This is a genomic window from Limimaricola sp., from assembly GCF_016125575.1.
Taxonomy (GTDB): domain Bacteria; phylum Pseudomonadota; class Alphaproteobacteria; order Rhodobacterales; family Rhodobacteraceae; genus WGLM01.
Map to the genome: position 1 here is coordinate 617334 of NZ_WGLM01000005.1, position 16339 is coordinate 633672.

Genomic DNA, 16339 nt, shown 5'->3' on the forward strand with positions numbered 1-16339 from the left:
GGTTCAGACTTCATCGTACAGGGCGCGACGGTAAAGGTGCCAAGTTGCATGGCCCAGCACCGGCAACACCACCATCAGGCCCAGAAACCACGGAATCAGCGCCACGATGGTCAGCGTGGCGATGATGAAGGCCCAGACCATCATCACGGCGGGGTTCTCGGCCACCGTGCGGATGCTGAGCAGCATCGCGGTGACGAAATCGACTTCGCGCTCCAGCAGGAGCGGCAGACTGACCACCGTCATGGAAAAGAGCAGGAAGGCCAGAACCCCACCCACCACGATTTCGACCGCGACCATCTTCAGCCCCTGAGGCCCAAGGAACACGTCCCAGCTGCGCGAGACGTTGGTCATCGTCGAAAGCCCCATGAAAAGGGCAAAGATCATGTGGGCAAGGAAGGTCCAGAACAGGAAATAGATCACGATGATCGCGCCGAGCCACGGGATTTGCCGTTGCCGCTCGCGCCAGACGACCGCCAGGATCGGGCCCCAGTCGAGCCGCTCGCCGTCTTCCAACCGACGGCTGACCTCGTAAAGGCCCACCGCGGCAAAGGGCGCGGCAAGGGGGAAGCCAAGGCTCATCGTCAGCGTCCAGCTGACGGTGCCCGCGCCCAGCCAGATCAGGGCAAATCCGCCCAGCACGTAGACCGCCGAGAAGAACAGCCCGAATTGCGGCGCACGGCGGAAATCCCAGACCCCGGCCTTGAGCGAGGCCCACAGCTCGCCCAATGTCAGGCGGCCGATGGTGGGAAGCGGTGAGGGGGCCGGATCGGTCATGCCGCCCATCCTGCCGGGGCGCCTTGTCGCATCAATTGATCCAGATCAAAATTGAACGGGGCGCTGCCAGACAAGCAGCGGCCGCTCCGGATCGGCCCTGTCGCCGACGCGGGAAAAGCCGTTGCGCTGCAGCACTCTTTGCGAGGCAAGGTTCGCCGGGTCGGTCAACGCGAGCACCGTTTCGGCCTGCCGCCAGCGCGCAATCGCTGCCAGCAAAAGCCCCACCGCCGACGTCGCCACGCCCTGTCTGCGCATGGCCTCGGCCACACCATAGCCAATTTCAACCGCCCCGTCAGCGACCGGCCCCTTGACGCCGCATAGCCCGGCCAGCATGCCCTGCCTCTCGATCAGGAACTGTCCCATGTCCGGCCCGGCGCCCAGCCCGGCCAGCGCCCGCAGAACCGCCCGCGATTCGGCCAGCCCGCCCGGCGGCAGGGACAGCCCGGCCGGCGCACGTCCAGCGACAAGATTGTCGAAATCGGCCGCGCGCGCAGGCAGAAGACGGATCACTCGTCCGCCGCGGCCTCGGCCCGGCTCTTGCCCGCGACGTTCAACGCCAGCGTGGCCGCCATGAACCCGTCAAGGTCGCCATCCAACACGCCCTGCGTGTCGGAGGTTTCGAACCCGGTGCGCAGGTCCTTCACCATCTGGTAGGGTTGCAGCACGTAGGACCGGATCTGGTTGCCCCAGCCGGCATCGCCCTTGGCCTCGTGCTGGGCGTTGATCGCCGCGTTGCGCTTGTCCAGCTCCAGTTGGTACAGCCGCGCCTTCAGCGCGTTCATCGCGATCTCACGGTTCTGGTGCTGCGATTTCAGCGATGATGTCACCACGATGCCCGTGGGCAGGTGGGTGATCCGCACGGCCGAGTCGGTCTTGTTGACGTGCTGGCCGCCCGCGCCGGACGAACGCATGGTATCAAGGCGGATATCCTTGTCCTGCACCTCGATGTTGATGGTGTCGTCGATCACCGGGTAAACCCAGACCGCGCAGAACGAGGTGTGCCGCCGCGCCGCGCTGTCATAGGGCGAGATGCGGACAAGACGGTGCACGCCGCTTTCCGATTTCAGCCAGCCATAGGCGTTGTGGCCGGAAATCTTGTAGGTCGCGGACTTGATCCCGGCCTCTTCGCCGGCACTTTCGTCCAGCAGTTCCACCTTGTAGCCGCGCTGTTCGGCCCAACGGACATACATCCGCGCCAGCATCGCGGCCCAGTCGTTGCTTTCGGTGCCGCCCGCGCCCGAGTTGATCTCGAGGAAGGTGTCGTTGCCATCGGCCTCGCCATCAAGCAGCGCCTCGATCTCTTTCTGGGCGGCGCGGTCGCGCAGCGCCTTCAGCGCCGTCTCGGCATCAGTGACGACATCGTCGTCGCCTTCGGCCTCGCCCATCTCGATCAGCTCGACATTGTCCGACAACTCGCGCGCAATACCGTCATGCGCCGCGATCGCATCGACCAGCATCTGCCGCTCGCGCATCAGCTTCTGTGCGGCCTCGGGGTCATCCCAAAGATGCGGATCCTCGACACGGGCGTTGAACTCCTCCAGCCGGTGATCGGCCATCGGCCGGTCCATCCGCTGTGCCAGAAGGCGCAGGGATTTCTCGATCTCGGCGACGATGGTCTGGGTTTCACTGCGCATGGACGGGTCTTTCGGTGTGGTTTCGAGGGGTCTTAGCCCGCGCGCCCGGGCTGGGCAAGCGGGCGGGCCCCCGGGCCGTAACTTGGGGTCAGTAGAGACCGCCCGAACTCAACGAGCCGTAGGTGGCCTTGCCGCCGATGGTTGCGGTCGACCCCGTCGAGGTGATGACCTGCCGTTCGGCTTGCGGGATCTCGTCGGCCAGCGGCAGGTCCGCCGACATCGCGAAGCCGCCATCGTAGGCGATACCGAAAAGCGGCTCTTCGCCGGAACGGAAGCATTCAGGCTGCACGTTCGGGCCGGTCGCGCCGTCAGGCAGGCGGGCACCGGTAAAGCGGTCGATGTTGATGAAATTGCAGTCTGGCGGAACCTTGAACGGCTCGCCGCCAAAGCGCTTGACGGCCTGCTCCATGAAGGTCTGGAAGACCGGCGCGCAGGTGGCTCCGCCCGAGGCATGGCCAAGGTTCTTCGGTGTGTCATAGCCGATGTAGCAGCCCGCCACGATGTTCGAGGTGAAACCGACGAACCACACGTCCTTCTGGTCGTTGGTGGTGCCGGTCTTGCCCGCAACCGGGACCGGCAGATGCACTGCGCCAGCCGCGGTGCCGCGCTGAACGACGCCCTGCATCATCGAGGTCAGTTCATACGCAGTCACCGCGTTCATGATCCGGTCGCGGTTCGATTCGATGCGCGGCACCTCGCCCGGCGGCAGCGCCGCCTCGGAGCACAGCGGACAGGCGCGCTGATCATGACGATAGATCGTCTTGCCGTAGCGGTCCTGCACCCGGTCGACCAGCGTGGGCGCCACCCGCTCGCCCCCGTTGGCGAACATCGCATAGGCCGCAACCATGCGGAACAGCGTGGTTTCCTGCGCGCCCAGCGCGTTGGACAGGAATGGCTCAAGGTGATCGTAGACACCGAAACGCTCGGCATAGCGGGCGACAGTATCCATCCCCACTTCCATCGCCAGCCGCACCGTCATCAGGTTGCGCGAATGCTCGATACCGGTTCGCAGGGGGGTCGGCCCGTAATAGGTCTTTTCATAGTTCTGCGGCTTCCACACGCCCTGTGGCGTCTGCACCTCGATCGGCGCATCCACGACGATGGTGGCGGGGGTATAACCGCTGTCGAGGGCAGCCGCATAGACGAAGGGCTTGAACGACGACCCGGGCTGGCGCATCGCCTGCGTCGCGCGGTTGAAGCTGGACGTCTGGTAGCTGAAGCCACCCTGCATCGCCAGAACACGACCGGTGTTCACGTCCATCGCCATGAACGCGCCCTCGACCTCGGGCACCTGCCGTAGCGACCAGTTCTGGAACGAGCCGTCATTCGCGGTCACCTTGCGGACCAGCACCACGTCGCCCACGTGGAAATTGTCGAAGAAGCTGCCCTTGATCCAGTTGATGTCCTTGCGCGGCACGGAAGACGGCTGGTCGGCCGTGGGGGTGACGCCCTCGATGCCAAGGTCCATCTTTTGATCGCCGATGGCCAGCACCACGGCAGGCAGCCAGGGGTTGTCCAGCGTGATGTCGCGCGGCACGTTCACCTTGGCCAGCGCGTCGCGCCACTTCTGCTCGTCCGTCAGGTCTGCAGCCGGAATCGTCTTGCCGGTGCCGCGCCAGACGCCCTTGGCGCGGTCGTAATTCTCCAGCGCGCGCTGCAGCGCATGGGCCGCATCGACCTGCATTTCCGGATCGACCGTAGCGCGGATCGCGAGGCCACCCGAGAAGAATTCCTGCTCGCCGAAGTTCTGGCTCAGCTGACGGCGGATCTCGTCGGTGAAATAGTCGCGCGGCGGCAGGGTGGAGCGGAAGCTGGGATAATCGCCCCCCTGCACCGAGAGCAGCGGTGCGGCCTTCTGCTCGTCATAGGTGGCCTTGTCGATATAGCCGTTCTCATACATCTCGCGCAGCGTGTTGTTGCGCCAGAAGACAGCCTGGTCATGGTTCCTGACCGGGTTTCGATTCGAAGGCGATTTGGGCAGCGAGGCAAGATAGGCCGCCTCGCCCGGCGTCAGTTCCGACAGCGACTTGTTGAAATAGGTCAGCGCCGCAGCTGTAACCCCGTACGAGTTTTGCCCAAGGAAGATCTCGTTGAGGTAAAGCTCGAGGATCTTGTCCTTGCTCATCGCCTTCTCGATCCGCGTGGCCAGGATGATTTCCTGGATCTTGCGCTCGATCGTCTTGGAGCCGTCGAGAAGGAAGTTCTTCATCACCTGCTGGGTGATCGTGGAGGCCCCGCGCACGTCGCGGCCACGGGTCCGCACGGCTTCAAGGATGGCGGCGATGATGCCGCGCGCGTCATAGCCGTGGTGGATGTAGAAGTTCTTGTCTTCGGCCGAGATAAAGGCCTCTTTCACCAATGGCGGGATCTCGTCGATCGGGGTGAACAGCCGTCGTTCGGTCGCGAATTCGTCAATGATCTGGCCCTCACCGGAATAGATCCGGCTGATTGTCTTGGGCGTGTACTGCGACAGCACCTCGTAAGACGGCAGGTTGCGGCCATACATGTAGAACACGGCGCCCATCGACAGACCCGCCATGAACAGGCCCAGCGTGAGCATCGAGAAGATGCCACCGAAGAAGGACAGAAGAAAACGCAGCACGCGTGTGATATTCCCGTAACGCCGGACTGGAATGACCGCTTATAGGCATGGCCGGGGCAATGGTCAAAAGCCGAAGATGCCGCATCGGCCGGTTTTTGCGCTCCCGCGCCCGGGTGGCGTGCCTATTGACGGATCAGCGGCGCCTTTGCCTCCATTTGCGCTGCATAAGCCTGCAGGCCGCGCACTAGACCCGCCACGATGGCGGCGCGGCCCTTTTCCGACTCCAGCGCCGCGCGATCCTGCGGATTCGACAGGAACCCTGCCTCGACCAGCACCGAGGGAAAATCGGCGGCTTTCAGCACCGCCAGCGGCGCCTCGCGCCGGGGCCGCGAGTTGACATCGGCCCCTGCCGCCTTCAGCCCGGCGACCAGCGCATCGGCCAACATCACGCTTTCAGGGCCGGTTTCCTGCCGGGCGAGGTCCATCAGAACGGTCGCAACCGTGTCGTCCTGCCCGGTCAGGTCCAGTCCGCGCAGAAGGTCCGACCGGTCGTGACGCTCTGCCGTGCGCTCCGAGGCCGCATCGAGCGCGCCGGGGCTGAGCGTATAGACCGAGGCCCCCCCGGTCGTGTCGTCCTCGGTCAGGATATCGGCGTGCAGCGAGATCATCACGTCGGCGCCTGCCGCGCGCGCCAGCGTCATCCGCTCTTCCAGCGGCACGAACACGTCGGCGTCGCGGGTCAGCACCGCCTTCATCCCGCCTGCCCGGTCAATCGCCTCGGCAAGGTCGCGGCCCAGTTTCAGCACGAGGTCGGCCTCCTTGTCGCCGCCGGCCTGCGCGCCGGGGTCGATGCCACCATGGCCGGGGTCAAGCATCACGATCAGCGGCCCACCGGGCGCCTTCGGGGGCGGCGGCAGCGCTGTGGGCGGTGCCGCGTCCCAGCCCGGATCGGGCGGCGCGCCAACGCTGGCGGCAAAGGCAGCAGGCGTCGTGGGCTGCATCTGCACCCTGATCCGCGCCTGGTCGGTCGTGGGGTCCACTGTCATTCCTGCCTGCTTCACAAGCATCGGCCCGGAAAGACCGATCACCAGCCGCGACAGGCCGGGCCGCACCTGGCCAAAGCGCAGGTCGGTCGCGTGATCGGCATTCAGCAGGGTCGTGCGCGTGGTCGCGCCCCAGTCGACTTGCTTGAAATCCATCACTAGCCGTGCCGGGTCGGCCATCGTGAAGACCCGATAGGGCACCGGCTGGCTCAGCCCGAGGTCCACCACAAGGCCGTCACCGGCATCGCGCACCTGGCTGCTGGCAACATCAAGGCGCGCAAGCCCCGCAAAATCCTGCGCCCGCGCCGCACCTGCCACCAGCAGCAAGATCAGCGCAAGAAACCGCAAGCCGCTCATGCCCGCGTCGCCATGAAGGCGCCCAGCCGTTCCAGCCCCAGCGCGATCTGCCCGGTCGACTGGGCGTAGGACAGCCGCAGCCAGCGATGCCCCTTCACCGGGTCGAAATCGAGGCCCGGCGTCACCGCCACCCCCGCCTCGCGCAGGATTTCGTCGGCCAGTGCGCGGCTGTCGGTGGTGATGTCGCTCACGTCGACATAGACGTAGAAGGCGCCATCGGGCGGCGCGACCTTGCCCAGCCCGATTTTCGGCAACCTCTCGATCAGAAGCGCGCGGTTGGCGGAGTAAACGGCAAGGTTCGCCTCCAGCTCTTCGGTGCAGTCCATCGCCGCCAGCGCCAGCACCTGCGCGGCATGGCCGGGGCAGATGAAGAGGTTCTGCGCCAGCCGCTCGACCCGGCGCACATGGTCGGGCGGCACCACCATCCAGCCCACCCGCCAGCCGGTCATGCTGAAATACTTCGAGAAGGAATTGACGACATAGACCTCATCGGTGACCTCCAGCGCGCTGACCGCGCGGCGCTCGTAACCGATGCCATGGTAGATCTCGTCCGAGATGAAGGCCGCCCCCTGCGCGCCACAGGCCGCCGCCAACGCCGCCAGCGCCTCCTTGTCCAGCATCGTGCCGGTGGGATTGGCGGGCGAGGCCACGATCAGCCCGTCAAGGCGATGCGCCGCCACGTCCGCCGGTACGGGCTGCAGCCGCGCCGCCATCGTCGTGGGCATGCCCACCGGGGTCAGCCCCATTGCCTTGAGGATCTGCCGGTAGGACGGGTAGCAGGGCTCGCCCAGCCCCACCCGCGCGCCGTTGTCGAAAAGCGCGGCAAAGGCCAGCAGGAAGGCGCCCGAGGCGCCCGCCGTCACCACGACGCGCGCCGGGTCAAGATCCACGCCGTACCACTCGCCGTAATGCCGAGCGATTCGCGCGCGCAGCTCCGGCAGGCCCAGCGCCACGGTATAGCCCAGCGGCCCCGCCTCCATCGCGCCCGCAAGCCGCGCCAGCGCCGCGCGCGGCGCGCCGGTGCCGGGCTGGCCCACTTCCATATGCACGATGTGCCGGCCGGCCGCCTCGGCGGCGCGGGCTGCCTCCATCACGTCCATCACGATGAACGGGTCCACCTCGCCCCGGACCGAGTTGCGCATTGCCTGCCTCTTTGTTTATCCTTCTGTCTTGCCCGCCTGCCGGCCCTCGCGTCAATGTGCCAATGCGTCGGACCTTGGCAGGGCGGCAGGAATATGCACTCTGCCGCCTGAACGCCGCCCTCACCGAAGGAGACCGCCCATGACCATCGCCCGCCTCGCCGCCCTGGCCGCGTTCCTGGCTGCATGGGCGCTGCCCGCCGCGGCCACCGACCTGACCCAGATGACGGATGCCGACCGCGCCGCTTTTCGGGCGGAGGTGCGCGCCTACCTGCTTGATCACCCCGAAGTGCTGATGGAGGCGATCAACGAGCTTGACCAGCGCCAGCAACAGGCGGCCGCCGTCGCCGACCAGCAACTGGTGCAGGACAATGCCAGCGCGATCTTCAATGACGGCCATTCCTGGGTCGGCGGCAACCCGGATGGCGACATCACCATGGTCGAGTTCATGGATTACCGCTGCGGCTACTGCAAACGCGCCTTCCCCGATGTCGACCAGTTGCTCAAGACCGACGGCAACATCCGCTACATCGTCAAGGAATTCCCGATCCTCGGGCCGCAATCGGTCCTGGCCGCGCAATTCGCCATCGCGGTCAAGCAGATCGCGGGGGACGAGACCTATGCGACGGTGCACAACGCGCTGATGGGCTATAACAGCGACATCACCATGGCGAGCCTTGGCCGCATGGCACAGACGCTCGGCCTCGACATGGACGCGATCTCGGCCAAGATGAACAGCCCCGAAGTGGCCGCAGTGATCAACGCCAACCGGCAACTGGCCGGCACATTGCAGATCACCGGAACCCCCACCTTCGTGGTCAAGGACCAGATGCTGCGCGGCTATCTGCCGCTGGCCCAGATGGAACAGATGGTCTCGCAGATCCGCTCGAACTAAGGCTGCCAAGCCCTTCTTCTGGCTTCAAATACTCCGGGGGTGAATTGGTCGCAGGCCAAGAGGGGGCAGCGCCCCCTCGCCTTACTCGGCCGCTGCCGCTTCTGCCGCCGTCCGCGCCTCGATCTCGGCGGCCTTCTTCTCAACCTGTTCGACGATGTGATCGACCATCGCCTCGTTGCCAAGCTTGTGGCTCTGCTTGCCGGCGAGATAGACCATCCCCGACCCGGCGCCGCCACCGGTAAAACCCACATCGGTCATCAGCGCCTCGCCGGGGCCATTGACCACGCAGCCGATGATCGACAGGCTCATCGGCGTCTTGATGTGGCTCAGGCGGCTTTCCAGCACCTCGACCGTCTTGATCACATCAAAGCCCTGTCGCGCGCAGGAGGGGCAGGAAATGATGTTCACGCCCCGGTGCCGCAGGCCCAGCGATTTCAGGATCTCGTAGCCGACCTTCACCTCCTCGACCGGATCGGCCGAGAGGCTGACGCGGATCGTGTCACCGATCCCGGCCCAAAGCAGGCTGCCCAGCCCGATGGCCGACTTGATCGTGCCGGTACGCAGGCCGCCGGCCTCGGTGATGCCAAGGTGCAGCGGCGCATCGGTCGCCTCGGCCAGTTGCTGGTAGGCCGCGGCGGCCATGAACACGTCCGACGCCTTCACAGAAATCTTGAACTCGTGGAAATCGGCATCCTGCAGGATCCGGATATGGTCCAGCCCGCTTTCGACCATCGCGTCGGGGCAGGGCTCGCCGTATTTCTCCAGCAGATGCTTTTCAAGGCTGCCCGCGTTCACGCCGATGCGGATCGAACAGCCGTGATCGCGGGCCGCGCGCACCACCTCGGCCACCCGTTTCGCATCGCCGATATTGCCGGGGTTGATGCGCAGACAAGCAGCACCCGCCTCGGCCGCCTCGATGGCGCGCTTGTAGTGGAAATGGATGTCGGCGACGATCGGTACCGGGCTCTCGCGCACGATTTCGCGCAAGGCCCGCGTGCTGTCCTGGTCGGGGGTGGAGACGCGGACGATGTCGGCGCCCGCCTCGGCCGCGGCCTGCACCTGTGCCACGGTTGCGGCCACGTCGGTGGTCAGCGTGTTGGTCATCGTCTGGACGCTGATCGGCGCGCCGCCGCCAACGGGCACGCGGCCCACCATGATCTGGCGCGACGTGCGCCGGTCGATGTTGCGCCAGGGGCGGATCGGGTTGTGCGACATCGGGTTTGTTCCTTGGGCAGGGACGCTTGCCGCAAACCTAAGGCGGCGGCGGCCCGGCGGCAACGCCCCCGCAGCGGTTACTGACCGGTTTGCGCCTCGGCCACGGCCACGACCTTGGCCAGATCGCTGTCACGGCTGATATCGGCCACGGCAAAGCGCTGGGTCAGCGCGTCAGGCGTCAATGCGACATTCGAAGTCACCATGCCGCGCGCGCCTACCGGCCCGTAATGCTTGCCATTGATATCGAAATAGACCGAACCCGAATCGCCCACGCGCAGCGTGGCGGGGTCCTGCGTCGGCGGCACATCATAGCTGTCGCCCGCGTTCATGATGCCTTCGTAAAGGACGGTGCCATCAGCGGCCTTCACCCGCACCCATGCCGGGCGCACGGCGATAAGCTGCACCCCGGGTGCTGCGGGTTCGGTGACCTGAACAGCGGGTGTATCGCCGCTGGAGGCCCCCAGCGCATCGGCCAACGCCGCGTTCACGGCACCCTGATCCACGGGCGGCGACGAAAGCGTGCCGGTCGCCGCCGGGTCGATGGCGGCAATCGGGCCGTCGCGTGGCACCATCACCGGCACGGCCAGCGCCTGCGGTCGATAAAGACGATCAAGCGAATCGGCTGGCGTCGCGGCAGCGACCACCGCCGTCCCAGGCCCGTCGGCCGTGACGGCGCCACCGGCCAGCGGATCAATCTGCGAGACGACAGTCGGCGATTGTTCGACCGGGGCGACCTGCACCTGCTGCACCTGTTGCAGCACCATCCAGCCGCCATAGCCCAGTCCCGAGATCAGCGCGATCAGCACCGCGATCGAGCCCAGAGCCCGCGGCTCGACCCCCGAAAGCAATGCCTCGCGCCCTGGCACGAAGGGGGTGGCCGAGGCCGTGAAAATGTCCTTGCCCAACCCGTTGTCGAGCCGCTCTTCGCGCGAAGGTTTTACCGATGAGGCCGCGGCAGACATGCCATGCGCGGTCGCAAAACCGCTTTCCATGCAGAACTTGCCGAACGCGTCGTCCGGATCCATGCCGAGATAGCGCGCGTAAGAGCGCACGTAACCCGCGATGAAACCCGGCGTATCGAATGCGGTGGGATCGGCGTTCTCGATGGCGGCGATGTAGGCGGCCTTGATCTTCAGCTCGCGCTGCACGTCCAGAAGGCTTTTGCCCATGGTGGCGCGTTCGCCCCGCATCAGGTCGCCCAGCCGCAGTTCGAAGTCGTCAAAGCCTTTGGCCTGAGCCTCTTCGACGGCTTGATTGCGCCTGAAGCCTTTACCGATCATCGGCTGTCCTGTTGCCTGCTGCCCCACCGGGACCGCCCGATTCGACCGAACGTCCCCTGCCTTCAGGGGCTATCATACACGATTTCGCGATGCATCCGCAGAAAATGGTCAGGAAGCCATTTCGGCGCGATTCAGCGCACAATGCGACCACAGGCGATCCATGGCGAAGATCAGCTTGTCCATTTCGTTCGGGCCATGCACCGGCGACGGCGTGAAGCGCAGCCGTTCGGTGCCACGCGGCACGGTCGGAAAGTTGATCGGCTGCACGTAAATGCCGTGATCTGCCAACAACATGTCCGACAGTTTCTTGGTATGTTTGGGATCGCCTACGATCACCGGCACGATGTGGCTGCCGTGATCAATCAGGGGCAGGCCCAAACCCTTCAGCCGCGTCTTGAGGATGCTGGCCTGCGTCTGGTGACGCAAACGGATCGCTTGGTCGGTCTTGAGATGCGCAACCGAGGCCGCGGCGCCAGCGGCAATAGCCGGCGGCAGCGATGTGGTAAAGATGAACCCCGGCGCGTAAGACCTTATTGCATCAGCCATTTTCGCAGTCGTGGCGATATAGCCGCCCTGCACGCCAAAGGCCTTGCCCAGCGTGCCGTTGATGATGTCGATCCGGTCCATCAGCCCGTCACGCTCGGCCACGCCGGCGCCGCGCGGGCCATACATGCCCACCGCGTGCACCTCGTCGAGATAGGTCAGCGCGCCAAATTCCTCGGCCAGCGCCAGGATCTCGGCAATCGGGCCGAAATCGCCATCCATCGAATAGACCGATTCGAAGGCGATCAGCTTTGGCGCGGCAGGATCGTCGGCGGCCAGCAAATCGCGCAGGTGCGCCACGTCGTTGTGCCGGAAGATGCGCTTGGCCCCGCCATTGCGGCGGATACCCTCGATCATCGACGCGTGGTTGAGCACGTCGGAATAGATGATCAGGCCCGGAAAGAGCTGCGGCAGCGTCGACAGTGTCGCGTCATTGGCGATGTAGGCCGAGGTGAAAAGCAGCGCCGCCTCTTTGCCGTGCAGGTCGGCCAGTTCCGCCTCCAGCCGCTTGTGATAAACCGTGGTGCCCGAGATGTTGCGCGTCCCGCCCGAACCGGCGCCGGTGGCATCCAGCGCTTCGTGCATGGCTTGCAGCACCGCCGGATGCTGGCCCATCCCCAGATAGTCATTGCCACACCACACGGTAATCGGCGCCTCGGTACCATCGGGCCTGCGCCAGATGGCGTGCGGAAACTGGCCTTTCTTGCGCTCGATATCGATGAAGGTGCGGTAGCGGCCTTCTGCATGCAACTTGCCGATCGCGGCGTCGAGAGTGGCGTTGTAGTCCACGAGGTCTTCCTTTCCCATGTGGCGAAACGGGCCGAAACCTGTCCGCACCAAGGCGTTGCCGCTGATATAGCCGTCACCCGCGCGAGGCAACACGTTACAAATTGCCGCTCCTTTGGAAGCATTTCAAAGGTGCGTGACTGGACTTGTCGCAAGCCGCTTGTAGGTTGGCTTTGACATGAATCAAGAAACCGGGCCCACCCGGAAAGGACTTCCATGACAGCCACACCTGCCCTCGCTTCCGTGCTGGAGCGTATCGATGCCGATCTGGACGCGGCCACGGACCGCCTGTTCGACCTGCTGCGTATCCCCTCGATTTCGACCGATCCCGCGCACAAGGCCGATTGCGACCGCGCTGCCGACTGGCTGGTGGCCGATCTTGCCGGGCTGGGATTTGACGCGACCAAGCGGCCGACACCCGGTCACCCGATGGTCGTGGCTCATCACGAAGGGCCTGCCGGAGCGCCGCACCTGCTGTTCTATGGCCATTACGACGTGCAGCCGGTCGATCCGCTGGACCTCTGGAATCGCCCGCCTTTCGATCCCGCGATCGAGGAGACGCCGAAGGGCAAGGTCATCCGCGGCCGCGGCACCGCCGACGACAAGGGCCAGCTGATGACCTTCGTCGAGGCGTTCCGCGCCTGGAAGGCGGTGCATGGCACCCTACCCTGCAAGATCACCGTGTTTCTGGAGGGCGAAGAGGAATCGGGTTCGCCCAGCCTGATCCCCTTCATGCAAGAGAACGCCGCCGAGTTGGGGGCGGACCTTGCCATGATCTGCGACACAGGCCTTTTCGACCGCGACACGCCCGCCATCGTCACCATGCTGCGCGGCCTTCTGGGCGAGGAGGTGGTGATCACCGGCCCCGACAAGGACCTGCACTCGGGCAGCTATGGCGGCGCTGCCATCAACCCGATCCGCGTTCTGTCGCGCATCATCGCCTCGCTCCACGACGAGACGGGGCGCGTTACCGTGCCGGGCTTTTACGACGGCGTGCCGGAACTTTCCAATTCGCTGAAGGCTCAGTGGGAAGACCTGGGCTTTGATGCGCAGGCGTTTCTCGCCGACGTGGGCCTTTCGGTGCCCGCGGGCGAGGCCGGCCGTTCGGTGCTGGAAATGATCTGGGCGCGCCCGACATGCGAGGTCAACGGTATTGCGGGCGGCTATGCCGGCGCCGGGTTCAAGACGGTGCTGCCCAGCCAGGCCCGCGCCAAGATCAGCTTCCGCCTTGTGGGCACGCAGGACCCGTTCAAGATCCGCGAGAACTTCCGCGCGATGGTCCGCGCCGCCCTGCCCGCCGATTGCACGGTGGAATTCCACGAACACGGCGCGGGGCCGGCCTCTGTCATGTCCACGGCCAACCCGATGTTCGCGCAGGCGCGCGCGGCGCTGTCGGAGGAATGGCCGCGCCCTGCGGCCTTCGTCGGCGCGGGCGGATCGATCCCGATCGCGGGCTATTTCAAGACCGAACTGGACATGGATGCGATGCTGGTCGGCTTCGGCCTTGACGATGACCAGCTGCACTCGCCCAACGAAAAGTATGATCTGCGCAGCTTTCACAAGGGCATCCGCAGCTGGGCGCGCATCCTCGACGCCGTCAGCCGCTGACCCTTGACGCGGGGGCCGACATGGCCCCCGCCCCCGGGCCTCAGCCGGCGGTCGCGATGCGGCCGAGCTTGGCCAGCAGCAGCAGCCAGGGCGTGGCGTGCAGCAGCAGGTCGAAGATGTCGATGGGCCTGCTCAGCGTGCCGGAAAACAGCATCCGCAGCTTCTCGACGATATGCGGCTCGGGCATGAAGGGCGCGAGGCCCAGCGTGAGGGCCGCGATGATCAGCAGGTTCAGCGGCAGTTGATCGAGAAAGGACATGGGGCAGTCTCCGTTTGGCTGCGCCCGCCATATCGCGGCCCGCAACGGAAATCCATGCCAAAAATGGAATGTGTTGAAATGGCGCGGTTGACGGGGCTCGAACCCGCGACCCCCGGCGTGACAGGCCGGTACTCTAACCGACTGAGCTACAACCGCGCATGGGCGACGGTGACAGGGGCAGGCAGTGGCGCGGTTGACGGGGCTCGAACCCGCGACCCCCGGCGTGACAGGCCGGTACTCTAACCGACTGAGCTACAACCGCGCGTCTGCCGCCCGGTGCTGCCACCGAACGTGAAGCGGCTTCTATGCGGCAGGGGGTCCGGCGTCAAGCGGCGCAGGCAAAAAACGCGGCGCGAAATCTGGTGGGTGGTGAGGGGCTCGAACCCCCGACATCTTCGGTGTAAACGAAGCGCTCTACCAACTGAGCTAACCACCCGCGCCGGCGTCATTAGCCGCCCTTCCGCGACGGCGCAAGTCGCCCATTCAGGGGGCGAGTTCTTCGTGCCGCCCGGCATGGACACGGTGGATCACCCCCTGCCCGCCCGGCAACTCGGCAAGCCGTGCCATCCCCCAGCCCAACGCGACAAGACGCAGGAAACGGCTGGTGATGCCGTGTGTCACCACGACCGCCGGTCCGGCCAGACCGGACAGAAATGCCTCGGCCCGGCCAGCGATCTCGGCAAAACTTTCGCCTCCCGGTGCGGCGGCGTAGAATTCGAGGAAATGGGCGTCGGCGGCCAACCCGCTTTCGTGGACGATCTCGTCGCGGGTGCGACCGGTCCAGCGACCGACAGATATCTCGCGCAGTCGGGCATCCTCGATGGCGCTGCCCTTTGTACCCTGGGCGGCCAGCGCCAGCGCCGCGGTGCGCCGGGCCCGACCAAGGGGCGAGGTATAAAAGTGGTGGCTGGCAGGCGTCACGCCCAGATCGGCCAGCAGACGACCCATCGCCTCGGCTTGCGCCTGCCCTTCGGGCGTCAACGGCGAATCGAGGTCGCCCTGCCAGCGGCCCTGACGGTTCCATTCGGTCTGGCCATGGCGCAGCACATAGATTTCGGGCCAATCGCTCATCCGCGCCCCCGCGAAAGCAAAACGCACCCGCCAAGGGGTGCGTCCGCGAATTCTGGTGGGTGATAAGAGATTCGAACTCCTGACATCTTCGATGTGAACGAAGCGCTCTACCGCTGAGCTAATCACCCGATGCGCGGTCGTTTAGCCTTCCCCGTCGACCTCTGCAAGGGGGGCGACGGCGGCAACCGCCTTGGGCCGGCGCAATTGCAATCGCAGCTGCGTGGCGCCGCCCGCGGTGTCCTGCTTGCGGATCACCTTGATCTTGCCCAGCGGCGGAATAATCAGCGTCTCGCCGGCATCCAGCGCCTCACCCAGCACGGCCAGCGCCGCCTCGAGTGTCGGTTTGACCACATTCTTGCGCTGCCCCGAACGAAGCGCCGCGCGCTCGACCAGATCCTTCACGCGCAGAACCTGCACCTCGCCCCCGTCGCCGCTGTCCTGCGGGTCCGAAGGCGTTTGCGCCGGCATGTCGTCGGGCAGGTCATCCTTGGCCGCGGCGGCCTTGGTGCGGGGCTTGGTGGCGGCCATCAGTCACTCCTTCAGGTGTCTGACGCGGACCCTACAAGCTTGCCCGGAACAAAGCAAAGCGCGCAAAGAGAAGATGGCCACGTGCCTGCGAACTGCGCCTCGGCGGCCCCAACAGGCGGTGAAACAGGCCTGGCGGGCTGATTCCTTTTGACAGGAGGGGCCTCGCGCGGCACGTTCGGACGCGATGGCCGGCCATTCCGGACCGGCCCCAGCCCCGGTGCGCAAGATGAAGTTGACCGCCACTGCCTCGACCCTTGCCCTCGTCACGGCCTCTGCCGCCCATGCCGGCGGGATGGCGCCGCCCGTCCAGATGCAACCCGCCCCGATCGTTCAGGAGACGAAGGCCTCGTCCTCGTCGGCCGCCATCATCATCCCGTTGATCCTGATTGCGCTGATCGCGCTGGCCTCGCGCAGCAGCGACACCGGTTATGTCGCACCCAGCGACGCGCGGCTGAAGACCGACATCCGTCGCACCGGCACCGCGCCGAATGGCCTGCCGCTCTACCAGTTCCGCTACCGTGGGTTCCGCCGCGTGTATGAAGGCGTGATGGCGCAGGACGTGCTGCAACTGCGCCCCGACGCGGTGATCAAGCGGCTTGGCTATTACCTTGTCGATTACGGCAAACTTGGACTGGAAATGAAGACCATCCACTGACTTCACGAAA

15 protein-coding genes and 4 tRNA genes are annotated in these 16339 nt (G+C 65.7%); 3 read left to right on the top strand and 16 right to left on the bottom strand.

The window, feature by feature from the left end; translation table 11 throughout:
• Positions 1-3 precede the first annotated feature (3 nt).
• The 6 genes from GC146_RS14490 to GC146_RS14515 all read right to left on the bottom strand — a co-directional run bounded on the left by GC146_RS14490 (position 4) and on the right by GC146_RS14515 (position 7492).
• Positions 4-774, bottom strand: a complete 771-nt coding sequence (locus GC146_RS14490) for a DUF2189 domain-containing protein (RefSeq protein ID WP_291840139.1) — start codon at positions 772-774, stop codon at positions 4-6.
• 45 nt (positions 775-819) lie between these two features.
• Entirely contained in the window at positions 820-1284 is a 465-nt protein-coding gene (locus GC146_RS14495) for a GNAT family protein (RefSeq protein WP_291840142.1), read from the bottom strand.
• Positions 1281-2408, bottom strand: coding sequence for a peptide chain release factor 2 (gene prfB / locus GC146_RS14500; RefSeq protein WP_291840145.1), 1128 nt, complete (start codon positions 2406-2408; stop codon positions 1281-1283). The genes GC146_RS14495 and prfB overlap by 4 nt, the downstream gene beginning before the upstream one ends.
• Positions 2409-2496: 88 nt before the next feature.
• Complete coding sequence (locus GC146_RS14505) at positions 2497-5010, bottom strand: PBP1A family penicillin-binding protein (RefSeq protein WP_291840147.1); 2514 nt, start codon at positions 5008-5010, stop codon at positions 2497-2499.
• 122 nt (positions 5011-5132) lie between these two features.
• Entirely contained in the window at positions 5133-6350 is a 1218-nt protein-coding gene (locus GC146_RS14510) for an N-acetylmuramoyl-L-alanine amidase (RefSeq protein WP_291840149.1), read from the bottom strand.
• Complete coding sequence (locus tag GC146_RS14515; protein WP_291840152.1) at positions 6347-7492, bottom strand: aminotransferase class I/II-fold pyridoxal phosphate-dependent enzyme; 1146 nt, start codon at positions 7490-7492, stop codon at positions 6347-6349. Before GC146_RS14515 ends, GC146_RS14510 begins: the two co-directional genes overlap by 4 nt.
• Before the next feature lie 139 nt (positions 7493-7631).
• Here GC146_RS14515 and GC146_RS14520 point away from each other — a divergent pair, with 139 nt between their 5' ends.
• On the top strand, positions 7632-8384 hold the full coding sequence (locus GC146_RS14520; RefSeq protein WP_291840155.1) for a DsbA family protein: 753 nt from the start codon (positions 7632-7634) through the stop codon (positions 8382-8384).
• A gap of 81 nt (positions 8385-8465) precedes the next feature.
• Here GC146_RS14520 and ispG read toward each other — a convergent pair whose 3' ends face one another.
• The 3 genes from ispG to hemA all read right to left on the bottom strand — a co-directional run bounded on the left by ispG (position 8466) and on the right by hemA (position 12211).
• Entirely contained in the window at positions 8466-9599 is a 1134-nt protein-coding gene (ispG, locus tag GC146_RS14525) for a flavodoxin-dependent (E)-4-hydroxy-3-methylbut-2-enyl-diphosphate synthase (protein ID WP_291840158.1), read from the bottom strand.
• Between the two features lie 77 nt (positions 9600-9676).
• Positions 9677-10879: a helix-turn-helix domain-containing protein gene (locus GC146_RS14530; RefSeq protein WP_291840161.1), complete on the bottom strand. Its 1203-nt coding sequence runs from the start codon at positions 10877-10879 to the stop codon at positions 9677-9679.
• Positions 10880-10987: 108 nt separating this feature from the next.
• Positions 10988-12211 (bottom strand): 5-aminolevulinate synthase, encoded by a 1224-nt coding sequence (gene hemA, locus GC146_RS14535; protein ID WP_291840754.1) that lies wholly within the window; start codon positions 12209-12211, stop codon positions 10988-10990.
• A 213-nt stretch (positions 12212-12424) separates the two neighbouring features.
• Here hemA and GC146_RS14540 point away from each other — a divergent pair, with 213 nt between their 5' ends.
• Positions 12425-13816, top strand: a complete 1392-nt coding sequence (locus GC146_RS14540) for a M20/M25/M40 family metallo-hydrolase (RefSeq protein ID WP_291840163.1) — start codon at positions 12425-12427, stop codon at positions 13814-13816.
• Between the two features lie 40 nt (positions 13817-13856).
• On the opposite strand, the gene GC146_RS14545 is transcribed toward GC146_RS14540, so the two are convergent.
• From GC146_RS14545 to GC146_RS14575, 7 genes are all read right to left on the bottom strand, one after another.
• Positions 13857-14075, bottom strand: coding sequence for an RND transporter (locus GC146_RS14545; RefSeq protein ID WP_291840166.1), 219 nt, complete (start codon positions 14073-14075; stop codon positions 13857-13859).
• A gap of 79 nt (positions 14076-14154) precedes the next feature.
• Positions 14155-14231, bottom strand: a tRNA-Asp gene (locus GC146_RS14550).
• Positions 14232-14260: 29 nt separating this feature from the next.
• Positions 14261-14337, bottom strand: a tRNA-Asp gene (locus GC146_RS14555).
• Between the two features lie 98 nt (positions 14338-14435).
• Positions 14436-14511, bottom strand: a tRNA-Val gene (locus GC146_RS14560).
• Positions 14512-14558: 47 nt separating this feature from the next.
• A complete protein-coding gene (locus tag GC146_RS14565; protein ID WP_291840169.1) occupies positions 14559-15146 on the bottom strand; it encodes a histidine phosphatase family protein in 588 nt (195 codons plus the stop codon).
• Positions 15147-15199: 53 nt separating this feature from the next.
• A tRNA-Val gene (locus tag GC146_RS14570) sits at positions 15200-15274 on the bottom strand.
• Between the two features lie 13 nt (positions 15275-15287).
• Positions 15288-15674: a hypothetical protein gene (locus GC146_RS14575; RefSeq protein ID WP_291840172.1), complete on the bottom strand. Its 387-nt coding sequence runs from the start codon at positions 15672-15674 to the stop codon at positions 15288-15290.
• Between the two features lie 184 nt (positions 15675-15858).
• On the opposite strand from GC146_RS14575, the gene GC146_RS14580 reads away from it, so the two are divergent.
• Positions 15859-16329 carry a tail fiber domain-containing protein gene (locus tag GC146_RS14580; RefSeq protein ID WP_291840174.1) on the top strand — a complete coding sequence of 157 codons (471 nt, stop codon included), beginning with the start codon at positions 15859-15861 and terminating at the stop codon, positions 16327-16329.
• Positions 16330-16339: the final 10 nt, after the last annotated feature.